General features: G+C 30.0%; 14 protein-coding genes, 3 tRNA genes and 1 pseudogene. 12 read left to right on the top strand and 6 right to left on the bottom strand.

Translation table 11 applies throughout. From position 1 onward, the window contains the following. Both ABY863_RS04040 and ABY863_RS04035 read right to left on the bottom strand, forming a co-directional pair. Positions 1-922: pseudogene (locus ABY863_RS04040) on the bottom strand (sodium:solute symporter); the annotation flags it as partial. A 110-nt stretch (positions 923-1,032) separates the two neighbouring features. Beyond that, positions 1,033-3,549 carry a PIG-L family deacetylase gene (locus tag ABY863_RS04035; RefSeq protein WP_372792981.1) on the bottom strand — a complete coding sequence of 839 codons (2,517 nt, stop codon included), beginning with the start codon at positions 3,547-3,549 and terminating at the stop codon, positions 1,033-1,035. Positions 3,550-3,777: 228 nt separating this feature from the next. Between ABY863_RS04035 and dnaN the strand changes: the two genes are divergently transcribed. From dnaN to ABY863_RS03980, 11 genes are all read left to right on the top strand, one after another. Next, a complete protein-coding gene (dnaN, locus tag ABY863_RS04030; protein ID WP_372792980.1) occupies positions 3,778-4,893 on the top strand; it encodes a DNA polymerase III subunit beta in 1,116 nt (371 codons plus the stop codon). A 73-nt stretch (positions 4,894-4,966) separates the two neighbouring features. After that, a complete protein-coding gene (locus tag ABY863_RS04025; RefSeq protein ID WP_372792979.1) occupies positions 4,967-5,560 on the top strand; it encodes an ACP phosphodiesterase in 594 nt (197 codons plus the stop codon). Then, positions 5,557-7,260 (top strand): gamma-glutamyltransferase, encoded by a 1,704-nt coding sequence (gene ggt / locus ABY863_RS04020; RefSeq protein ID WP_372792978.1) that lies wholly within the window; start codon positions 5,557-5,559, stop codon positions 7,258-7,260. Before ABY863_RS04025 ends, ggt begins: the two co-directional genes overlap by 4 nt. A 57-nt stretch (positions 7,261-7,317) precedes the next feature. Next, positions 7,318-8,400, top strand: a complete 1,083-nt coding sequence (locus ABY863_RS04015) for an AI-2E family transporter (RefSeq protein ID WP_372792977.1) — start codon at positions 7,318-7,320, stop codon at positions 8,398-8,400. Continuing rightward, entirely contained in the window at positions 8,401-8,943 is a 543-nt protein-coding gene (locus ABY863_RS04010; protein WP_372792976.1) for a DUF1697 domain-containing protein, read from the top strand. Next, positions 8,944-10,119 (top strand): class I SAM-dependent methyltransferase, encoded by a 1,176-nt coding sequence (locus ABY863_RS04005; RefSeq protein ID WP_372792975.1) that lies wholly within the window; start codon positions 8,944-8,946, stop codon positions 10,117-10,119. Between the two features lie 56 nt (positions 10,120-10,175). Further along, a complete protein-coding gene (locus tag ABY863_RS04000) occupies positions 10,176-11,810 on the top strand; it encodes an NADH-ubiquinone oxidoreductase-F iron-sulfur binding region domain-containing protein (RefSeq protein WP_372792974.1) in 1,635 nt (544 codons plus the stop codon). A gap of 6 nt (positions 11,811-11,816) precedes the next feature. Then, complete coding sequence (fdhF, locus tag ABY863_RS03995) at positions 11,817-14,534, top strand: formate dehydrogenase subunit alpha (protein WP_372792973.1); 2,718 nt, start codon at positions 11,817-11,819, stop codon at positions 14,532-14,534. Beyond that, positions 14,535-15,311 (top strand): formate dehydrogenase accessory sulfurtransferase FdhD, encoded by a 777-nt coding sequence (gene fdhD / locus ABY863_RS03990; protein ID WP_372792972.1) that lies wholly within the window; start codon positions 14,535-14,537, stop codon positions 15,309-15,311. A gap of 401 nt (positions 15,312-15,712) precedes the next feature. Next, complete coding sequence (locus tag ABY863_RS03985; RefSeq protein ID WP_372792971.1) at positions 15,713-15,844, top strand: hypothetical protein; 132 nt, start codon at positions 15,713-15,715, stop codon at positions 15,842-15,844. A 123-nt stretch (positions 15,845-15,967) separates the two neighbouring features. After that, on the top strand, positions 15,968-16,444 hold the full coding sequence (locus ABY863_RS03980; RefSeq protein WP_372792970.1) for a hypothetical protein: 477 nt from the start codon (positions 15,968-15,970) through the stop codon (positions 16,442-16,444). Between the two features lie 352 nt (positions 16,445-16,796). On the opposite strand, the gene ABY863_RS03975 is transcribed toward ABY863_RS03980, so the two are convergent. The 4 genes from ABY863_RS03975 to ABY863_RS03960 all read right to left on the bottom strand — a co-directional run bounded on the left by ABY863_RS03975 (position 16,797) and on the right by ABY863_RS03960 (position 19,222). Further along, positions 16,797-16,870 (bottom strand) — tRNA-Arg (locus tag ABY863_RS03975). A 15-nt stretch (positions 16,871-16,885) separates the two neighbouring features. Further along, a tRNA-Pro gene (locus tag ABY863_RS03970) sits at positions 16,886-16,960 on the bottom strand. Positions 16,961-16,982: 22 nt separating this feature from the next. Beyond that, positions 16,983-17,066 (bottom strand) — tRNA-Ser (locus ABY863_RS03965). A gap of 101 nt (positions 17,067-17,167) precedes the next feature. Continuing rightward, positions 17,168-19,222, bottom strand: a complete 2,055-nt coding sequence (locus ABY863_RS03960) for an HD family phosphohydrolase (RefSeq protein WP_372792969.1) — start codon at positions 19,220-19,222, stop codon at positions 17,168-17,170. Positions 19,223-19,485: 263 nt separating this feature from the next. Here ABY863_RS03960 and ABY863_RS03955 point away from each other — a divergent pair, with 263 nt between their 5' ends. Continuing rightward, complete coding sequence (locus ABY863_RS03955; RefSeq protein WP_372792968.1) at positions 19,486-20,661, top strand: acetyl-CoA C-acyltransferase; 1,176 nt, start codon at positions 19,486-19,488, stop codon at positions 20,659-20,661. Positions 20,662-20,663: the final 2 nt, after the last annotated feature.

The following is a 20,663-nucleotide window of genomic DNA, read 5'->3' as shown; positions in this document are numbered from 1 at the left end:
TAGGATTAAAATTTAATGGAGATGCATTAAATTGATAAAACACAAAAACCATAACACCAACCAATAAGATAAAAAATTGCATTGGAACTTTTAACAATCCGTTAAAAATAAGACCTAACTGCATCTCCTTCATAGATTTCCCTGACAAATAACGCTGAACCTGACTTTGATCTGTTCCAAAATAAGAAAGTGCTAAAAAAGTACCACCAATAATTCCGCTCCAAAAAGTATATCTATTATCTAAATTAAAAGAGAAATCCAGCACATTCATTTTACCACTTGCACCAGCAATTTTTAATGCTTTTGAAAACGAAATATCCGCAGGTAAATAACTTACAATTAAATAAAATGCAATAAACATTCCGCCAAAAATAACAGCCATTTGTTGTTTTTGCGTAACGCTAACGGCTTTAGTTCCGCCACTTACCGTATAAATAATAACTAAAACACCAATAATAATATTTAACATTGCTAAATTCCATCCTAAAACAGCCGACAGAATAATAGCAGGTGCAAAAATGGTGATTCCAGCAGCTAAACCACGTTGAATTAAAAATAAAATTGCAGCTAAACTCCTTGTTTTTAAATCGAATCTGGCTTCTAAAAATTCATAGGCAGTAAAAACTTTTAATCTGTGATAAATTGGAATAAAAACCAAACAAATAACCACCATTGCTATTGGCAATCCAAAGTAGAATTGCACAAAGCCCATTCCACTATGAAAAGCTTGTCCGGGAGTTGATAAAAAGGTAATAGCGCTTGCTTGTGTTGCCATAACAGAAAGACCAATTGTCCACCATTTTGCTTCACTTCCACCTTTAATATAATCTGTTACATTTTTGCTGCCTTTTGTTTTATAAGCTCCATATGATACTATAAACAATAACGTTCCTATGAGTACAATCCAGTCTATTTGCTCCATAATTTATGAATAGGAAGTCATTATTAAATAAAACAACATAATATAAACTGCATTCGCTATTAAAACAACTGAATATTCTTTTTTCCAAACATATTTAGGTTGTTCCATAGTTAGTTTTTTATTGGTTTATCTACATTATTTTTCCCAACTGAAAGCATATTTGCAAACAATTTATAAGCTCCAGAAACACCTGCAGGCAATTCTCTAAAAAAGCTCAATCCTGTATAAATAAAATTTCCTTCACCGTATTTTGCAACTAAAATACTACCATTTTTAGGAGATTCATTTTTATCATTCATACTTATAATTGGCTCAAATTTTGAATCCCATTCATCAGGAAAATACAAACCGCGCTCTTGCACCCAACCATCAAAATCTGAAGCCACTATTTTATTAGGATAGTTTAATAATTCATGATTTGGATTGATAATTCTTACTTCAGAATTTTCATCGGTAACTCTATACCTAGAAAGTTTTATAGAATATGGTGCAACTTCATCAACAATTACTCTGTGACTTGTGTTGTATTGCGCAATTAATGTACCTCCTTTTTGTACATAATTATGTAGATCCTTTTGATAAAATTTAGCTCTCTCATTTGTATTATAGGCTCTAATTCCTAAAACAACTGCATCAAAATTAGCTAGTTTTTCGGGTGTAATATCATCTTCATTAAGTTCAACAACAGTATAACCTATTTGTCGTAAATTGGTTGGAACAGCATCTCCAGCTCCCTGAATATATCCAATAATTTGACCTTTTTTTTCTATGTTTAACCGTACAACTTTTGCTTCGGAAGGCATTATTATAGATTGAAAAGGAATATGATTGTAATCAATTTCAACCAATTCATTTGTATACGTTTTACCACCAATTTCAACAATTGGAGAAATCATTCCTTCTGATTGATTTTCTGGTGGAGTTACCTCAAAATTAAAACTTTGTTCCTCCCCTTTTTGACTTAATTTAAATTCAAATGAGGCTGGTGAAACTTTCCATTTTTCTGGAACACAAAGTGTTAATTTACCTTCTAAATTTTTCTTAATTGCTTTTACCTTTACTGCAATTTTTTGTGAATTTTCATCTGAAAAAATGATTACTTTCTCGTGAAAAGATGCCGAAACAATTGGAAGAATTTCAAAGGGCTTGTATACTTCTCCTTTTACTGGATCGTTGTATTTATAAACTACGTCTTTTAAAAATGGAATTGTAGATCCGTTAAAATCCAGTTCAAAATCTGCTGAAAATACTCGCGGAGTTTCCGGCAAGCCAATTAATTGTCTGTCAGTTACTTTATACATTCCCAAAGTACCTTTTTCACTTAACCAATAAGGAAACGTATTATTGATTATTGAAGGAATTTCAACTTCCATAGAAAATTGTTGTGATTCATTTTCTGCTAGTTCAATAGTTTTATTTTCAACAACATTTAATGGATTTATTATTACCGATTTTAAAGAAACCTGATACTTACTTCTATTTATTGCTTCAATTTTTATAGTATTTTTTGAATTTGCAGTAGTTGAGGAATTATTTGCAACTGCCTCTAAATAAATGCCTCCACAAGCTAAAATTACATTCTTAATTTCTGCTGTTTTAAGCTGTTTCCAATGTTCATCTTTTAAATTTTGAATTAATTTATAAGCTTCAACCAATTCAGAAATACTTGCAGAAGGATTATTAAAATCAAACTCCTGCTCTACTTTAGCTAATAATTTACCAATTGCATATCCGCCTTCAACACGGTTCCAAGAAGTATCAATTCCATCAAAAACATTATTATTCTGCGGAAAATCACCTTTTAAAAATTCTAAATATTCAGTTTCAGTTCCTCTACTTCCTGTACTTCCAAAACCTTGGGATTGATGCTGACTTCTACTTAAAGAAGCTATTTCACTATTAGACAATCCTTTATTTACATAAAAAGTCCCGATTTCTATACTTAATAAATTTGTTTTATCTGCTTTTTCAAAATTTTCTTCACTTCCATAAAACCACCACGATGTATTAAATAACAATCGTTTTGGTTGCCAAATTTCATCATTATTTAAATGCGTTTTATAAGTTGAGTCTGAAGCAAAATCAAACGCTTCAACACTTAGCATGGCTGAAGATGTATGATGACCATGCGTAGATCCAGGCGTTTTATGATTAAATCTATTGATAATTACATCAGGTTTAAACTTTCTAATAACAGAAACAACATCACTTAAAACTTCCTCTTTATTCCAAATTTCTAAAGTTTCATCTGGGTGTTTAGAATACCCAAAATCATTAGCGCGTGTAAAAAATTGCTGTCCTCCATCAATTCTTCTGGCAGCCAGTAATTCTTGAGTTCTAATAACACCTAATAATTCTCTAATTTCTGATCCTACCAAATTTTGACCGCCATCACCGCGTGTTAAACTTAAATAGGCTGTTTGTGCTTTTACATCATTCGCGAAATAAGAGATTAAACGCGTATTTTCATCATCAGGATGTGCAGCAATATATAAAACTGATCCTAAAAAATTAAGCTTTTGAATGGACTCAAATATTTCACCTGAAGTTAGTTTTTTAGGTGCTTGCGCAACTAAAATAAATGAGCAAAAAAAAGACAAGAATACAACTGAAAGTATTTTCTTCATATTAAAAGTTAATTTTTTTAGTAATAAAACAAATATAAAATAAATTTGCTACTTCACTTTTCTAAACTACTAATTAACATAATTATAACTGTTTTAGCAAAAATAAAGCACCCTACTTAATGCTTAATTCAACGCTATATTTAATGATTATAAACTGTTAATAAAAATCTTTTTTATAACAATATATTTAGAATATATTTGTAATTCATTCCATTAAAATAATCATAAATGAAATTTATAGTTTCCAGTAGTCAATTATTAAAACAACTTCAAGTTTTAGGAGGTGTTATAAACAACAGCAACACCTTACCTATTTTAGATAATTTCTTATTCGAATTAAACCAAAACGAATTAAAAATATCTGCTTCGGATTTAGAAACCACTATGAGCACAACAATTGATGTTGAGTCTGACTCTGAAGGTTCTGTAGCTATTTCAGCACGTTTATTATTAGATACGTTAAAAACATTTCCAAATCAGCCTTTAACTTTTAAAACTGAAGCTAATAATATTGAAATAAGTTCTAGTCAAGGAAAATATGACATGGCTTATTTTGATGGTAGTGAATTTCCAAAATCAATTTCAATTGAATCACCAAGCAGCACAGTTATACCTGGTTCAATTTTGGCAACTGCAATTTCAAAAACAATATTTGCTGCCGGAAACGATGACTTAAGACCAGTAATGAGTGGAGTTTTCTTTCAATTTTCAACTGACAGTTTAACTTTTGTTGCTACAGATGCTCACAAATTAGTAAAGTATGCAAGAACTGATGTTGTTGCAACTGAAGCTGCTGAATTTATAATGCCAAAAAAACCTTTAAATTTATTAAAAGGAATTTTAGGAGGTTCTGAAAGTGATGTAACTATTGAATATAATGATGCAAACGCAAAATTTACTTTTGATAATGTTGTGTTAGTTTGTAGATTAATTGATGGGAAATATCCTAATTATGAAGCTGTAATTCCAAAAGAAAATCCAAATAAATTAACTGTTGACAGAGGTACATTTTTAAACTCTGTAAAACGTGTATCCATTTTTTCAAGCAAAACAACACATCAAATTCGTTTAAAAATGGCAGGAACTGAATTAAACATTTCTGCTGAAGATATTGATTACTCTAACAAAGCTGAAGAGCGTTTAGTTTGTGAATACCAAGGAGATGATTTACAAATTGGTTTTAACTCACGATTTTTATCTGAAATGTTAAGTAATTTAACTTCAAATGAAATTTTAATTGAAATGTCCTTACCAAACAGAGCCGGAATTTTAACTCCAATTGATGGTGTTGAAGAAGGTGAATATATTACTATGTTGGTAATGCCTGTTATGTTAAATAGCTAAATTCTCACAAAATATCAAACATTAAAATCCGCCAATAGCGGATTTTTTTTGTATCATTGTTTAAATTTATTTTATGAATTTTCTAGCACACCTATATTTATCTAAAAACAATAAAAATATTCTCATTGGTAATTTTATTGCAGATGCGGTGAAAGGAAATAAATTTAAAGAATACCCAACCGAAATTAAAGCGGGTATTTTATTACATCGAGAAATTGATAATTATACTGATAATCACCCAATTGTAAGAAAAAGTAAGCGCCGTCTACATGAACGCTACAACCATTATGGTGGTGTTATTATTGACATATTGTACGATCATTATTTAGCTAAAAACTGGTCACAATATTCTGAGATTCCGTTGAAGGTTTATGCTGAAAATGTGTATTCATATTTACAAGAAAATATAGAAATATTCCCTGCCAAAATTCAAAATATACTACCTTATATGATTGAATATAATTGGTTGGTAGCTTATGCTTCTACTGATGGAATTGAAAGAATTTTACAAGGAATGAACAAACGAACCAAGGGAATTTCAAAAATGGATTTAGCCATTGAAGATTTAAAATTATATTACAAAGAGTTTGAAGAAGATTTCACTTCATTTTTTGAAGATTTAGAACAATTTACTGAAGAAAAAACAATATCACTACTTTCAATATGAAAAAACTTATTCTATCCCTTTCAATAGTTTTCTTATTTATACAATGCAAAGAAAATTCAACAGAAAAAACACCAAATAACAAAAATCTTGGTTTTTTAGCTGATAGCGCAATGGTGGTGAGTGCTCGTGAAGAAGCTTCTAAAATAGGGGCAATAATTATGCAAAATGGTGGTAATGCCTTTGATGCTATGATTGCTACAGATTTAGCTTTAACTGTAGTTTATCCGTTTGCAGGAAATATTGGCGGAGGTGGATTTATGGTTTACAGAACAAATGATGGTAAAACTGGCGCTTTAGATTATAGAGAAAAAGCGCCATTAGCTGCATCAAAAGATATGTATTTAGATGAAAACGGAAATATTATTGAAGGAAAAAGCACTTTAGGAGCAATGGCAGTTGGTGTACCTGGAACTATTGATGGATTGTTTAAAGTGCATGAAAAATTTGGGACAATTCCATTTTCAGAATTAATACAACCCGCAATTGACTTAGCAAATAAAGGTGTTGTTGTTACAAAAAAACAGGCTGAAAGATTGAATAAATATCGTCATTTTTTTACAGAAGTTAATAATCATCAGATTGTTTTAGATGAAGAATGGAAAGAAGGAGACACAATTAAATATCCTAATTTAGCTAAAACTTTTGAGCGAATTAAAACACAAGGAAGAGATGGATTTTACAAAGGTGAAACAGCCGAAATACTCGTAAACTATGTTCAAAAACTAGGTGGTATTATAACAAAAGAAGATTTAGAAAACTATAAATCTCAATGGCGAAACCCAATAGTGTTTACCTATAAAAGTTTAAAAATTATTTCTATGTCACCACCTTCAAGTGGTGGAATTTGTAATGCCCAAATCTTCAAGGCAATTGAATCTTATGATATTGCTTCGCTCGGGCACAATTCCGTTGAAGCAATACAATTAATTACGGAAGCAGAAAGAAGAGCTTATGCTGATAGATCCTATTATTTAGGAGATCCAGATTTTGTTAAAATCCCTATTGACACTTTAATTTCAAGTGATTATGTTCAAGAAAGAATGAAAGATTTCTCTTGGGATAAAGCAACACTATCTTCTTCTATTTCTCACGGAAATATTGTTGGTTATGAAAGTGATGAAACTACGCATTATTCGATTGTAGATAGTTATGGAAATGCGGTTTCTGTAACAACTACGTTAAATGGAGCTTATGGGTCAAAAGTATATGTTTCTGAAGGCGGTTTCTTTTTAAATAATGAAATGGACGATTTTAGTTCTAAACCTGGAGAACCTAATATGTTTGGGCTAATTGGGGCAGAAGCAAATTCAATTCAACCTGAAAAGAGAATGTTAAGTTCCATGACACCCACAATTGTAGAAAAAAATAATAAGCTATTTATGACAGTTGGTTCACCTGGAGGTTCTACTATTATTACTTCAGTAATGCAAACTATTTTAAATGTTTATGAATTTGATTTAGGAATGCAAGAAGCTGTAGACGCTCCAAGATTTCATCATCAATGGTTACCTGATGTAGTTACTTTTGAACCTAAAGGTTTTGACAGTATTTTAGTTCAAAAATTACAAAAAAAAGGATATAAAATTAATCAAGAAAACTCAAGAATATTAGGAAAAGTAGATGCTATTTTAGTATTACCAAATGGAAAATTAGAAGGTGGCGCTGATTATAGAGGTGATGATAAAGCTGTTGGGTTTTAATTCAAAATATTAAGTAATTTAAGCCTTTCAACAATAAACACTTAAACATTTTAAAAAATGACTTCAAACACTATTACAAACGGAATATTAAAAGCCATTGCCATAATTATTGGTGTTTTAGTACTGCTCTATTTTTTGTTTAGCATTCAAACAATTATAGTATATATTGCAGTTGCTGCAGTAATTTCACTAATTGGAAGTCCAATCATTCGTTTCTTAAAGCGTAAATTAAAATTCCCAAATACTCTGGCAGTACTAACAACAATGCTACTATTTTTAGGAATTTTATCTGGATTAATAAGCATGTTTATTCCTTTAATAATAAAGCAAGGCCAAAATTTATCATTATTAAATATTGATCAACTCCAGTCCAACATTCAAGATTTATTAAATCAAATTAACGATTATTTTTTAGCACATGATATTGATATTTTAAATGAATTAAAACATTCTGATTTTTTCAAAAATGTAACTGCTATACCAAACCTTCTTAATTCAGTTATCGGCGCTGTTGGAAATATTAGTATTGGATTATTTTCCATTATTTTCATTACATTCTTTTTTATGAAAGACACACATATTATGGAAAACTCCATTTATGTATTAGTAAATGATAAAAGTGAAAGCAAATTAAAAAAATCATTAACAACCATCAATAATTTATTGTCTAGATATTTTATTGGTTTGGTTTTTCAAATTACAATATTGTTTATAATCTATACAATTACATTACTTATTTTTGGAATTGAAAACGCCATAGTTATTGCGTTTTTATGTGCCCTTCTAAATTTAATTCCATATGTTGGCCCATTAATTGGTGGAGTTTTAATGTTATTTTTATCTATGAGTAGCAACTTAGGGCAAGATTTTCAAACTGAAATATTACCTACCACTATTTATGTAATGATTGGCTATTTAATTGCCCAATTAATTGATAATTTTTTAAGTCAGCCTTTAATATTTTCAAATAGTGTAAAATCGCACCCACTTGAAATATTTTTAGTAATTATGATTGGAGGAGTTTTGTTTGGCATTACAGGAATGATAGTTGCTGTTCCAACTTATACTGTAATTAAAGTAATTTTAAAAGCATTTTTAGCTGACAATAAAATTGTAAAATCACTGACAAAAAATTTATAAATGACTACTTACATTGCTCTTTTACGAGGTATAAACGTTTCTGGTCATTATAAAATTAAAATGGCTGAATTAAAACAACTCTTTATAAATCTGGGTTTTAACAATATAATTACATACATACAAAGTGGCAATGTTATTTTTGAATCTTCAGAAAAAAATAATTCTAAAATTGAAGAACAAATTGTAGAACAGGTAAAAAATGAATTTGGACACACAATTAAAGTTCTCGTTATAACAAAAGATAATCTCAGAAATATTTTTACTTCAAATCCTTTTTTGAAGGATGAAACAATAGATACCAAAGCATTGTATGTAATACTTTTGAAAGAGAATTATTTTGTTGAAGGAATTAAACTTATTGAACCATATATAACAAATAAAGAAGAACTTAAAATAGTTGGTAATTGTGCTTATATTCAGTATCCTGCTGGTGCTGGAAATTCTAAATTAACAATAAATATCATTGAGAAAAAGTTACAAACTGTTGCTACATCTAGAAACTGGAGAACAATTACTAAACTCGTTGAATTAAGCAATAAATAATTGAATACTACTATTTTAAATAAAGAAATTCAGCAATTTATTAATGCTAATTTAAAATCTGATATTACAAAACTGATTTTAAAAGGGAGTCCGTTTGACGAAATTTCTATCCAAGAAATAGCTGAACAAATTATTTCAAAATCAAAATGCGAATCTAAATTACCAACTTGGTTTAAAACAGCAAATATTTGTTTTCCCAACAAATTAAATATTGAACAAACCTCATCTGAAATTACTGCAAATTATAAAGCTAATTTGGTTTCAGGCAATTCCTTAATAGATATCACTGGAGGCTTTGGAGTGGATGCATATTATTTTTCACAAAATGTTAAAAATGTAATTCATTGTGAAATTAATGAAGGTTTATCACAAATTGTAACTCATAATTTTGAACAATTAAAAACGAAAAATATTGAAACAATTGTTGGTGATGGATTAGAATATTTAGAAAAAACAATGTCTAAATTCGATTGGATTTATAGCGATCCATCCAGAAGAAATGATGTAAAAGGAAAAGTTTTTTTATTAGAAGATTGTTTACCTAATATTCCTGAAAATTTAGATCTTTTATTTAAAAAAAGCAACACTATTTTACTGAAAATTTCACCAATTCTAGATATTACAAGTGCAATAAATGAATTAAAATTTGTTAAAGAAATTCATATAGTTGCAATTGAAAATGAAGTAAAAGAATTGTTATTCATTTTAGAAAAAAATTATAATCAACAAACTGACATTAAAACAATTAACTTCAAAAAAACAAGCATTCAAAAATTCAATTTTAAGTTATATAGTGAAGTAACAGCAACATATTCTGAACCAAAAAAGTATTTGTTTGAACCAAATGCTGCAATTTTAAAATCTGGTGCATTTCAACAAATATCCACTAAATTAAACGTTGATAAATTGCACCAACATTCTCATTTATATACTTCTGAAAATTTGATAGATTTTCCTGGAAGAAGTTTTGAGATAAAACATATAATTTCCTACAACAAAAAAGAATTAACAAAACTAATTCCTTCAAAAAAAGCGAACATTACTACCCGAAATTTTCCCGAAACTGTTGCACAAATTCGTAAAAAAACACAATTAATTGATGGAGGCGATCAATATCTCTTTTTTACCACAGATATTACTAATAATCATATAGTTATTATTTGTAAAAAGATTTAAACAATACCACAAAACAAATAATTTTAGTATTTTTAGCTAAATATACTTGGTTTAAAATGGCAAATAAAAATATACGCTCATTATCTTTTAGAAAAGAATTAAAGGATAATTTATTCGAAAATATCGCGAATTTATCTCTTAAAAATGCTTCAAAAGAAGATTTTCAAGAATTGGCAAAACGTTTTTTAATTGACGATTCTGTGGTGGTTGGTACTGCTTCATTTTACGATTTTACACGTGAAGAAAACCGAAATAAAAAAATACATATTTGTAGTGGAACTGCCTGCATGACGGCTAAAACACAAGATAATCTTTACAAAAACTTAGATAACTACTTTGCTAAAGATGAAATTGGTCACGCAGCTTGTGTTGGTCGTTGTCATACAAACAATGCTTTTATGTATAATGGAAATACATATTCAGCAAGTTCTCCTGATGAATTAGAGCAAATTTTGCCATCTCCAGCGCAGTCAAGAAATCAAGAAAATGATTATAACATTGGATACAATACAACTCCAATTTTAACCTCAAAAATAGAAAATATAACTTCTTTTTACTCATTAGCTAAAAATTTTAAAACCAATCCGCAACAAGTAATTCAAGAAGTAAAAGCTTCTAATTTACGTGGTCGTGGTGGAGCTGGATTTCCATTTTGGTTTAAATTAGATGCCGTTTTAAAAGAAATTAACACACAAAAATACATTGTTTGCAATGCCGATGAAGGTGATCCTGGAGCCTATTCAGATATGTATTTAATGGAACATCAACCACATAAAGTGTTGTTTGGAATGTATGTAGCAGGATTAACTGTTGGTGCAAATACTGGGATTTTATATATTAGAGGTGAATATCCCGATTCAATTAAAAAAGTTAATGAAGCAATAATTGAATTGCAAGAAAAAAACCTGATTGGTGATTTTAAATTCAAAGTAATTCCAGGACAAGGTTCTTATGTTTGTGGAGAAGAAACTGCATTGTTAAATTCTATTGAAGGGCTTCGACCTGAAGTTCGTGTTCGTCCGCCTTATCCTGCACAATATGGTTTATTTGGTAAACCAACTGTGTTAAGTAATGTAGAAACTTTTGCAAATATTCATTGGATTTTGGAAAATGGCGGAGATGCTTTTGCTTCATTAGGAACCAAGCAATCTGCCGGAACTAAATTAGTTTCTCTTGATGGTTTTTTCAACAAACCAGGAATATATGAAATTGAAATGGGTACTGATTTACATACCGTTTTTCATGAATTTGGAAATGGTTTTAAGGAAGATATAAAAGCTTTTCAAATTGGTGGTCCGCTGGGAGGAATTGTACCTATTCATAAAATTGGGGATTTAACCTTAGATTTTGAATCGTTAAATTCAAATGGTTTTTTATTGGGACATGCAAGTATTGTTTCAATTCCTTCTAATTTTCCAATGATAAAATTCTTAGAACATTTGATGGAATTTACAGCTGATGAATCCTGCGGAAAATGTTATCCTTGTAGAATTGGTTCTTTTAGAGGTATGGAAATGCTTCAAAAAGCGCAAAACGATGACTACAAAATAGATAGGATATTATTTGATGATTTATTAGAAACCTTGGAAATTGGTTCTCTTTGTGCGTTAGGTGGAGGAATTCCGCTTCCTATAAAAAATGCTTTGCAGTATTTTAATGAGGAACTTCAACACTATTTTACTTCAAACTAAAAAAACATGAAAGCATATATTGAAAATACAGCATATGAGTTTAATGAAGGTGAAACTATCTTAGAGTTTGTGCGTAGAATAGAAAAAAACAAAAACGCCATTCCAACAATGTGTCAGGATGACCGATTAGAAAATTTTGGGTCTTGCAGAGTTTGTTCCGTTGAAGTGGCAAGAGAAAAAGATGGATTAACAAGAATAATGGCATCTTGCCATACTCCTACTCCAGAAGGTTTATATATTTATCATAATACAGATAAAATGAAGCGCCTTCGTAAAAATATAGTGGAATTGGTTTTAACTGATTACCCTACTTATAAAATTTTGCCTTCAGAAGGGAAAAAAGCAACACCTTTTCAAGAAACGATTGCTCAAATTGGAATTCCAAACATACGCTATCCTGAAGGCAAAAATCATTTCGATATTGAGCCAGATAAAGGGCATCCTTATATAAAATCCGATTTATCACAATGCATCAATTGCTATAGATGCGTAAGAGCTTGTGAAGAAATTCAAGGGGAAATGATTTTAGGAATGAGCGGTCGCGGTTTTGCAATTAACATTATTAAAGGATTTGATACAACTTTTGATGAATCTGCTTGTGTTTCTTGTGGCGCTTGTGTACAAACTTGCCCTACAGAAGCATTAACCGATAAATTTGAAACAAAAACGTTGATTGCTGATAAAACAGTTAGAACAACATGTACGTATTGTGGTGTTGGATGCCAATTAGATGTTTCAGTAATTGATGGAAAAATAAGAGGAATCCAAGCTCCAGAAACTGCCGAAGTAAATCAAGGTCACACATGTTTAAAAGGTCGTTTTGCGTTTCAATTTTATGATCATCCAGATAGACTTCGTGAGCCAATGATTAAAAAGAATGGCAAATTTGAAGTAGTAACTTGGGATGAAGCTTATGATTTTATCACTTCAAAATTAATTGAAATAAAAAATAAATACGGAGCTAATTCTATTGGAGGAATTTCTTCATCAAGAGCTACCAATGAAGAAAATTATTTAATGCAAAAAATGATTCGTGTTGCTGTTGGAACCAATAATATTGATGGTTGCGCGCGTGTTTGCCATGCACCTACTGCCTACGGAATGCAGCAATCGTTTGGTACCGGTGCAGCTACAAACTCTATTGAAGACTTAAAACAAGCTGATGCAATTTTCTTATTTGGTGCAAATCCAGTTAAAGGTCATCCTGTAACTGGCGCTAAAATAAAACAAGCTTTTATGAAAGGTGTTACTTCTATTGTTGTGGATCCTATAAAGACAAAATTAGCCGATTTAGCAACTTATTTTTTACAAATTAGACCTGGAACTAATGTGGCTATTTTAAATATGATTGCATATTATATTATTAAAGAAAATTTGGTAAATCAACATTTTATAGATTCTTATACTGAAAAATATATTGACTTCAAAAAACACGTGGAAACTCTTGATATGAGCGAATTAGAGATACTTACAGGTGTTTCTAAAGAATTAGTTAGAAAAGCTGCCATTGCGTATGCAAAGGCTGATAGAGCTATGGAATTTCACGGTTTAGGTGTTACAGAACATTTTCAAGGTAGTAAAACGGTGATGCTGCTTTCTAACTTGGCAATGATGACTGGTAATGTTGGTAAAAATGGTGTTGGGTTAAACCCTTTACGTGGACAAAATAATGTACAAGGAGCTGCTGATATGGGAGTTCAACCACATCAAGGTGCAGGATATTTAGATATTAACGATTCCGAAGTTCAATATTATTACGCTCAAAAATATGGTGTAGAAAAAATGCCTGAATTTGAAGGTTTAAAAATTCCTGAAATGTTAGATGCAGCCATTGATGGAAAATTGAAAGCACTTTATATTATGGGTGAAGACACCATTATGACTGATCCCAATACAAATCATAGTATCAAAGCATTTAAAAATTTAGAATTAATTGTAGTTCAAGAATTATTTATGACGGCTACTTCTGAAATGGCTGATGTAGTTCTTCCGGCATCCTCTTATTTCGAAAAAAACGGAACGTTTACCAATGGTGAGCGTCGTGTTCAACGCGTAAATAAAGTGATTGAACCAATTGGAAATACAAAACCAGACGGACAAATAATAATTGATATGATGAGCAGATTAGGTTACATTCAGCCAACTGGATTAACGTACGATGCTGCTAAAATAATTGAAGAAATTGCTGATGTAATACCGTTTATGAAAGGTTTAACTTGGGAACGTTTAGGCGAGAATGGTTTACAATGGCCAATAAAAGAAGATGGAACAGATACTAAAATGCTTCATATTGATGGAAATTTCAAAAAAGGGATTGGAACTTTTCATCATTTTGATTTTGAAGAATCCCCTGAAATTGTTTCACACGGAAAAAAATATCCATTCATACTTACTACTGGAAGAGAACTGGAACATTACAATTCAGGAACTATGACACGCAGAACAGATAATCAAACCATTTTAAATAAAGACGTTTTAGAAGTGTATCCAAGAGATGCAAAAGCTAAAGGAATTGAAGATAACGAAACTGTTCGTGTTTTTTCAGATAGAGGAAGTGTTAACATCTCCATAAAGTACTCTAAAAATGTTAAAAGAGGCGTTTTAAGAACTACTTTTCATCAACCTGAAATATTTATAAATTTGATTACAGGAAGTGTTGGTGATAAGGAAACAATGACTCCTGAATACAAAGTTGTGGCCGTTGATTTTGAAAAAATAAAATAGATGCAAATATTAAACTACGAAGGTTTACAAATTAATAATGGCGATTCTAAAAAAGTAAATGATGCTTTAGTTGTTGAAGCAGCTTTACAAATAAATATTAATTCAGAACCCTACACCGTTGTTATGAGAACTCCGGGTGACGATTTTGAATTAATTAGAGGGTTGTTATATGCCGAAGATATTTATAAGAATATTAAAAACTTACACTTTGAAATTATTGAAAAAAGAGAAAATGGTTTTTCTACCATAAATGTTTTAATTCCAAAAAACTATATTGGAAAAGGGTATTTAAACAAGCGTACTTTACTATCCGTTTCTTCCTGCGGAATTTGTGGAAAGCAAAAATTAGAAGACATTTCAGTTACTGGAAAAAAACTTAAACCTAAATTTTCATTTGACACCAAAAAATTAAAACAACTATTTTCTGAAATGACAGAAAAACAAGAAACCTTTGACCTATCAGGTGGCTCACATGCTGCTGCATTATTTAATAAAGACTATCAAATTTTAGCATTAAAGGAAGATATTGGGCGGCATAATGCTGTTGATAAAGTTATTGGTCAGCTACTAAACGATAATTCTTTAAAACAAACAATAGGTATGTTGGTAAGCGGACGCGTTTCTTATGAAATAATATCTAAAGCATTTATTGCAAAAATCCCAGTTGTTGTGGCTGTTTCAGCCTGTTCAACTTTGGCAGTAGACTTTGCAAAAGAGTTTGGCATTTGTTTAATTGGCTTCTCACGTGGCAACAAAGCAACTATTTATTCAAATTAAATAAACTACACGATTTAATCAATAAAATACATTTTTTTACAAATATTTTATATGCTTAAAATATTTTTATATATTTACAATATATAAGAGTGTCCCTATAATTGCAAATTTTTACGGAGAGAATTTGTAATTTATTGGTTTTAACATTAAAACACCCGATTTTAATGTGATAAAATCAAATTTTGCTTTTAAAATCTCCAAAATAGAAGTTTTATATACTAAAATAAAAAGTATTTTAAATCTTATTTTTAATGGCTTACCCCCTATAAAAACAAGAAAAAATAGCTTTTCGAACTCTTTATTTTTAAAATTTTTTAAAAATAAAGTGGGATTTTATTTGCCTATTTGTAAGATTAAATGTAAATTCGATGTTCTTACTAATCATTTAATTCTTACTAAAAATGAAAAAATTAAAATTAATTTTCGGATTGCTTATGGTATCTGCTTTTGTAGCAGTTGCAGTTTTAAGCTACACTTCTACAGACAATACGGCTATTAAAAAAGAGTACATTATTTTACCTACAAGAGGATAAATAATATTTTTTTAGCATTAAGCATTGATACCACAATAAAAAAATTATTGTGGTTTTTTTATTAAACCATATTAATTAAAATAATTAAAGTATATTTGAAATAACCAAGATTAAATTAACCCCATGAAAAGCAACAAAAAAACCTCATTATGGACAGGTAGTATTATTCTTTTAATAGTAATTATCACACCTTATCTATTATACATACACCAAAGTATCCCTGACTCTATTGAAAATTATGAAACTATATTTGGTGTAATTAAGGGTGGACACTATATAAGAGTTCAAACTTATATTTATTTTCTATTATCCAAATTTGTACCTCTCCTACTTTTAACAATATGGTTTTTAACTAACAAACACTGGTGGGTTCACGCCATTATAATTCCTATTTCAGTCTATTTATTTCAATTATTCTCGGTTATTAATGACAGCGAAAAGTATGCAGATGAGGTAGATTTTATATATACAGTGCCAATTACTGCAATTGTAGTTGTTATTTTGTATTTTTTACGTAGTAAATTAGCTATTTATATTCAAGCCGTTGATTTAAAAAAGGAAATGGAAGAGAACATGAAGAATCCAAAAAAAATTGGTTAAATTAATACACTATTAAATTTATAACTCTAATAATTACATAAAATTTATTTTATCCATTTATAATGCACAAAAAGACAAATTAATTATAGACAAAATTTGTATTTTAATGTCGTAATCATTATCCCCAAAAAAATATCTCAACTGAATATTTTTACTTTAGCTGTTTAAAACAGCAATTACACTTATCATCAATTTACTTTATAAAGACCCTCTATTAAATCAATCCCAAACTCAAATAAATTGTTTCAACACAAAAAGTTATGGAGTAACTAAAAAGGTCCAACTTTATAAATTAAAACAAAAAAAGTATATAATGCAAAAAACCTTACTAAAATATTAGTAAGGTTTTTTGTGAGCCCGAGAGGATTCGAACCTCTGACCGCCTCCTTAGAAGGGAGGTGCTCTATCCAGCTGAGCTACGAGCCCGTAACTCTAAAATTGTCGGGGTGGCAGGATTCGAACCTGCGGCCTCCACGTCCCAAACGTGGCGCGATAACCGGGCTACGCTACACCCCGAAAACAGTTATCATTAATTTTGCGGAGAGACAGGGACTCGAACCCTGGCGACAGTTACCCGTCGACAGATTAGCAATCTGCTCCATTACCACTCTGGCACCTCTCCTAAAATACGCTAAAGAACTTATTTTTGCGAGTGCAAATGTAACATTAGAAATGCATTCACACAACATTTTTTTACTTTTTTTGACTAAATATATGACTTATTTATTCTGGGTATTCAATTCTTAAATGATAAATATTCTTTAACTTCTTCTTTAACACCTTTTTAATGGTTTGTAATTCTTTAAAAGTGATATCCGCATTCATAAATTGCCCATCTTCCATTTGTTTATTTATTATTTTTTCAACCAAGTTATCGAAAGCTTGGGCAGATGGCTCTTTTATACTTTTTGAAGCTGCTTCAACAGCATCACACATCATTAATATAGCCGTTTCTTTTGAAAAAGGTATTGGTCCTGGATATTGAAAATAATTAACGTCTGCAACTCCCCCATTCAATTCTTCCTCTTTTTTATAAAAATAATATACCAAAGATGTCCCATGATGAGTTCTAATAAAATCAATTATTCTATCAGGTAAATGATGTTTTTTTGCCAATTCAACACCTTTAATAATATGACTTATAATTATTTGAGCACTATCTTTTGGTGTAAGTTCATTATGTGGATTTACATTAGTTGATTGATTTTCAGTAAAAAACATTGGATTGTCCATTTTACCAATATCATGATATAATGCACCAGTACGCACAAGCATTGAGTTTGCTTTTACCTCATTTGCACAAGCTTCTGCTAAATTAGCAACTTGCAGTGAATGCTGAAAAGTCCCAGGGGCTTTCTCAGCTAAATCATGTAATAACTTCGAATTGGTATTTGATAATTCTTTCAATGATTCATCTGAGACTAAACCAAACATTTTTTCGAATATATAAATTAATGGCAAAACAAATAATGTTGCTGCACCATTTAAAGAAAAATATAGAAATTTGTTCCAATCTAAATTTTCAGCATTACCTTCTTGTATAATTGAAAAAGCAAAATAAGCTAAAAAATATACAAAAGTTATTTGAAGCACAGATATAAATAAATTAGCTCGTTTATGAAGTTCAGAAATAGTTAATATAGTTACTATACCTGCAATTATTTGCAGAAATATGAATTCAAAACTATTTGGAACAATAAAACCCAATAATAATATAGTTAACACATGAGCAAACAAGCCTAGCCTAGCATCAAAAAAAGCTTTTAAAACTAATGGTAATATTACAATTGGTGCAACATAAATATATTTTGCATCATACTTCACAATTAAGGTTAACAAAAGTACTATCAAAATTATATTAAAAAATATAAAGGTAACTTTATTGTTATTTTCAAAAATATCTAACCTATATTTTCTTAAAAAAAGAAATAGCATCAAAAACGATAACGCAACTAAAATTGTGTAACCAAAAACAATCCAATTATAATTTGATTTACTCCATACCTGAGATTCAAACTCACTTTTTATAGAATTCAATTTGGTTAATTTATTCCCTTCAACAATATCACCTTTAAATATAATTCTTTCTTTTTCCGAAACCAATCCTTCCGTATATGAAATTTTTTTCAAATTCTCTTCTAAGACTTTTAGAGTGAAATTTTCATCAAAACTAACATTTGGTTTAAGTTCTTCATAAATAATATTTAAAATGCTATTTTGTACTTCAGTATGGGGAGATATACCCATTTTAGAATTAATAAATTCTAAAATTTGAGAAAATTTAAACAATTTATAAGGTTGAATGTCTTGCATTTTGTTTCCATCTCTAAGTGTAATAACCTTATTCTCAGTAAATTGAATATCAGATTCTTCTAAGTAGCCATATTCATAAATAGCATTTACAATAGCTATAGATTTTTTAATTAAATCACTTTTATCTTGTTTAGTTAACTCTGAATTAGACAAAAGCAGATCAATTTTACTAGCAATTTCATCTTTTACTTTTGAAGCAATTTCATCATTATATTCAAAAAACTTTTTTGATGTTTCTTTAATTTGCTTTTTTTCATTTTCAATATCTTCTACAGATTTCTGAATTGCAAAGTCAAAAGGGGCATAGTAGTTCTCATATTGCCAAGGTTTACCCTTTTGAAATTCATATTTAAATTGCCCTCCTTTTGGAAAAAGGTAAACAACTAAAACTATAGTGGCGATATATAAAAAAAGCTTATATATTAATGAGTGATTTACTAGTAATTTATTTATGAATTTTTTCACGGAGTTTGCATTTGCAATTCAAAAATAACAATTATTATCTTATATGCATTTGCAATCTGTTTTATTTTTTAATATTGCTTCAAATGTTAATAAGATACCTCCTTCAAAATCATCATTTAAAGTTTATGCTCTTCATTGTTTTGCTTAACAAAATTTCAATATTTTGTAATTTCAAATTTACTATCTGTAATAAACTACATTTTAAAGGCTAAAAGATTGCTTAAATTTGCTTAAATTCGCATTAGATTTATATTAAGATTTATATGAAAGAAGTTGTAATTGTATCTGTTGCTAGAACACCTATTGGAAGTTTTTTAGGTAGTTTATCTAATATTTCTGCACCTAAACTTGGTGCTATCGCTATAAAAGGAGCTTTAAATAAAATAAATTTAGACCCAAATTTAATTGATGAAGTTTTCATGGGGAATGTTGTTTCTGCTGGTTTAGGACAAGCTCCTGCTCGCCAAGCTGCGATTTTCGCAGGAATCCCTAATATCGTTCCTTGTACAACCATAAATAAAGTTTGCGCATCTGGAATGAAAGCTATTATGTTTGCAGCTCAAGCAATTAAAACAGGTGATGCTGAAATTATTGTTGCAGGAGGAATGGAAAATATGAGCAGCATTCCACATTATATTTCTGGAAGAATACCAACAAAACTAGGAAATATTAATGTAGTTGACGGACTTTTAGTTGATGGCTTAACGGATGTATATGACCAAAAACATATGGGAACTTGTGGTGATTTATGTGCTACAGAATATAATTTCACAAGAGAAGATCAAGATAATTTCGCCATAGACTCATATAAAAAATCTGCCAAAGCTTGGGCAAATGGAAATTTTTCAAACGAAGTAGTTCCCGTTGAAATTCCTCAGAGAAAAGGTAATCCTATTATTTTTTCTGAAGATGAAGAGTATAAAAATGTAATAATAGATAAAATTCCAACGTTAAGACCTGTTTTTAATAAAGATGGTACTGTGACTGCTGCCAATGCTTCTACTCTAAATGATGGTGCAGCTGCTTTAGTTTTAATGAGCGCAGATAAAGCAAAAGAGCTAAATTTAAAACCGATTGCAAAAATAATTGGTTACGCAGATGCCGCTCATGAACCAAAATGGTTTACTACAGCTCCTGCTAAAGCTTTACCAAAAGCATTAGCAAAAGCTGGCATCACACAAGATCAAGTAGATTATTTTGAATTTAATGAAGCGTTTTCTGTAGTTGGTTTAGCAAATATTAAAATTTTAGGACTTGACCCTTCTAAAGTTAATATTAATGGTGGTGCCGTTTCCTTAGGCCACCCATTAGGCATGTCTGGCGCAAGAATTGTAATAGCACTTACTTCTATTTTAGAACAAAAGAATGCAAAAATAGGGGCCGCTGCTATTTGTAATGGTGGAGGTGGCGCAAGTGCAATAGTAATTGAAAGAATGTAATA

It is taken from the genome of Lutibacter sp. (assembly GCF_041562875.1).
In the GTDB taxonomy this organism is placed as follows: domain Bacteria; phylum Bacteroidota; class Bacteroidia; order Flavobacteriales; family Flavobacteriaceae; genus Lutibacter.
The sequence above is the reverse complement of the archived record's forward strand: the minus strand, read 5'-3'. Positions and strand labels throughout refer to the sequence as shown.

Bases quoted from the DNA above. Each gene is read 5' to 3' on its own strand.
- ABY863_RS04035 (WP_372792981.1), bottom strand. From the start codon at position 3,549: ATGAAGAAAATACTTTCAGTTGTATTCTTGTCTTTTTTTTGCTCATTT.
- dnaN (WP_372792980.1), top strand. From the start codon at position 3,778: ATGAAATTTATAGTTTCCAGTAGTCAATTATTAAAACAACTTCAAGTT.
- ABY863_RS04025 (WP_372792979.1), top strand. From the start codon at position 4,967: ATGAATTTTCTAGCACACCTATATTTATCTAAAAACAATAAAAATATT.
- ggt (WP_372792978.1), top strand. From the start codon at position 5,557: ATGAAAAAACTTATTCTATCCCTTTCAATAGTTTTCTTATTTATACAA.
- ABY863_RS04015 (WP_372792977.1), top strand. From the start codon at position 7,318: ATGACTTCAAACACTATTACAAACGGAATATTAAAAGCCATTGCCATA.
- ABY863_RS04010 (WP_372792976.1), top strand. From the start codon at position 8,401: ATGACTACTTACATTGCTCTTTTACGAGGTATAAACGTTTCTGGTCAT.
- ABY863_RS04000 (WP_372792974.1), top strand. From the start codon at position 10,176: ATGGCAAATAAAAATATACGCTCATTATCTTTTAGAAAAGAATTAAAG.
- fdhF (WP_372792973.1), top strand. From the start codon at position 11,817: ATGAAAGCATATATTGAAAATACAGCATATGAGTTTAATGAAGGTGAA.
- fdhD (WP_372792972.1), top strand. From the start codon at position 14,535: ATGCAAATATTAAACTACGAAGGTTTACAAATTAATAATGGCGATTCT.
- ABY863_RS03985 (WP_372792971.1), top strand. From the start codon at position 15,713: ATGAAAAAATTAAAATTAATTTTCGGATTGCTTATGGTATCTGCTTTT.
- ABY863_RS03980 (WP_372792970.1), top strand. From the start codon at position 15,968: ATGAAAAGCAACAAAAAAACCTCATTATGGACAGGTAGTATTATTCTT.
- ABY863_RS03955 (WP_372792968.1), top strand. From the start codon at position 19,486: ATGAAAGAAGTTGTAATTGTATCTGTTGCTAGAACACCTATTGGAAGT.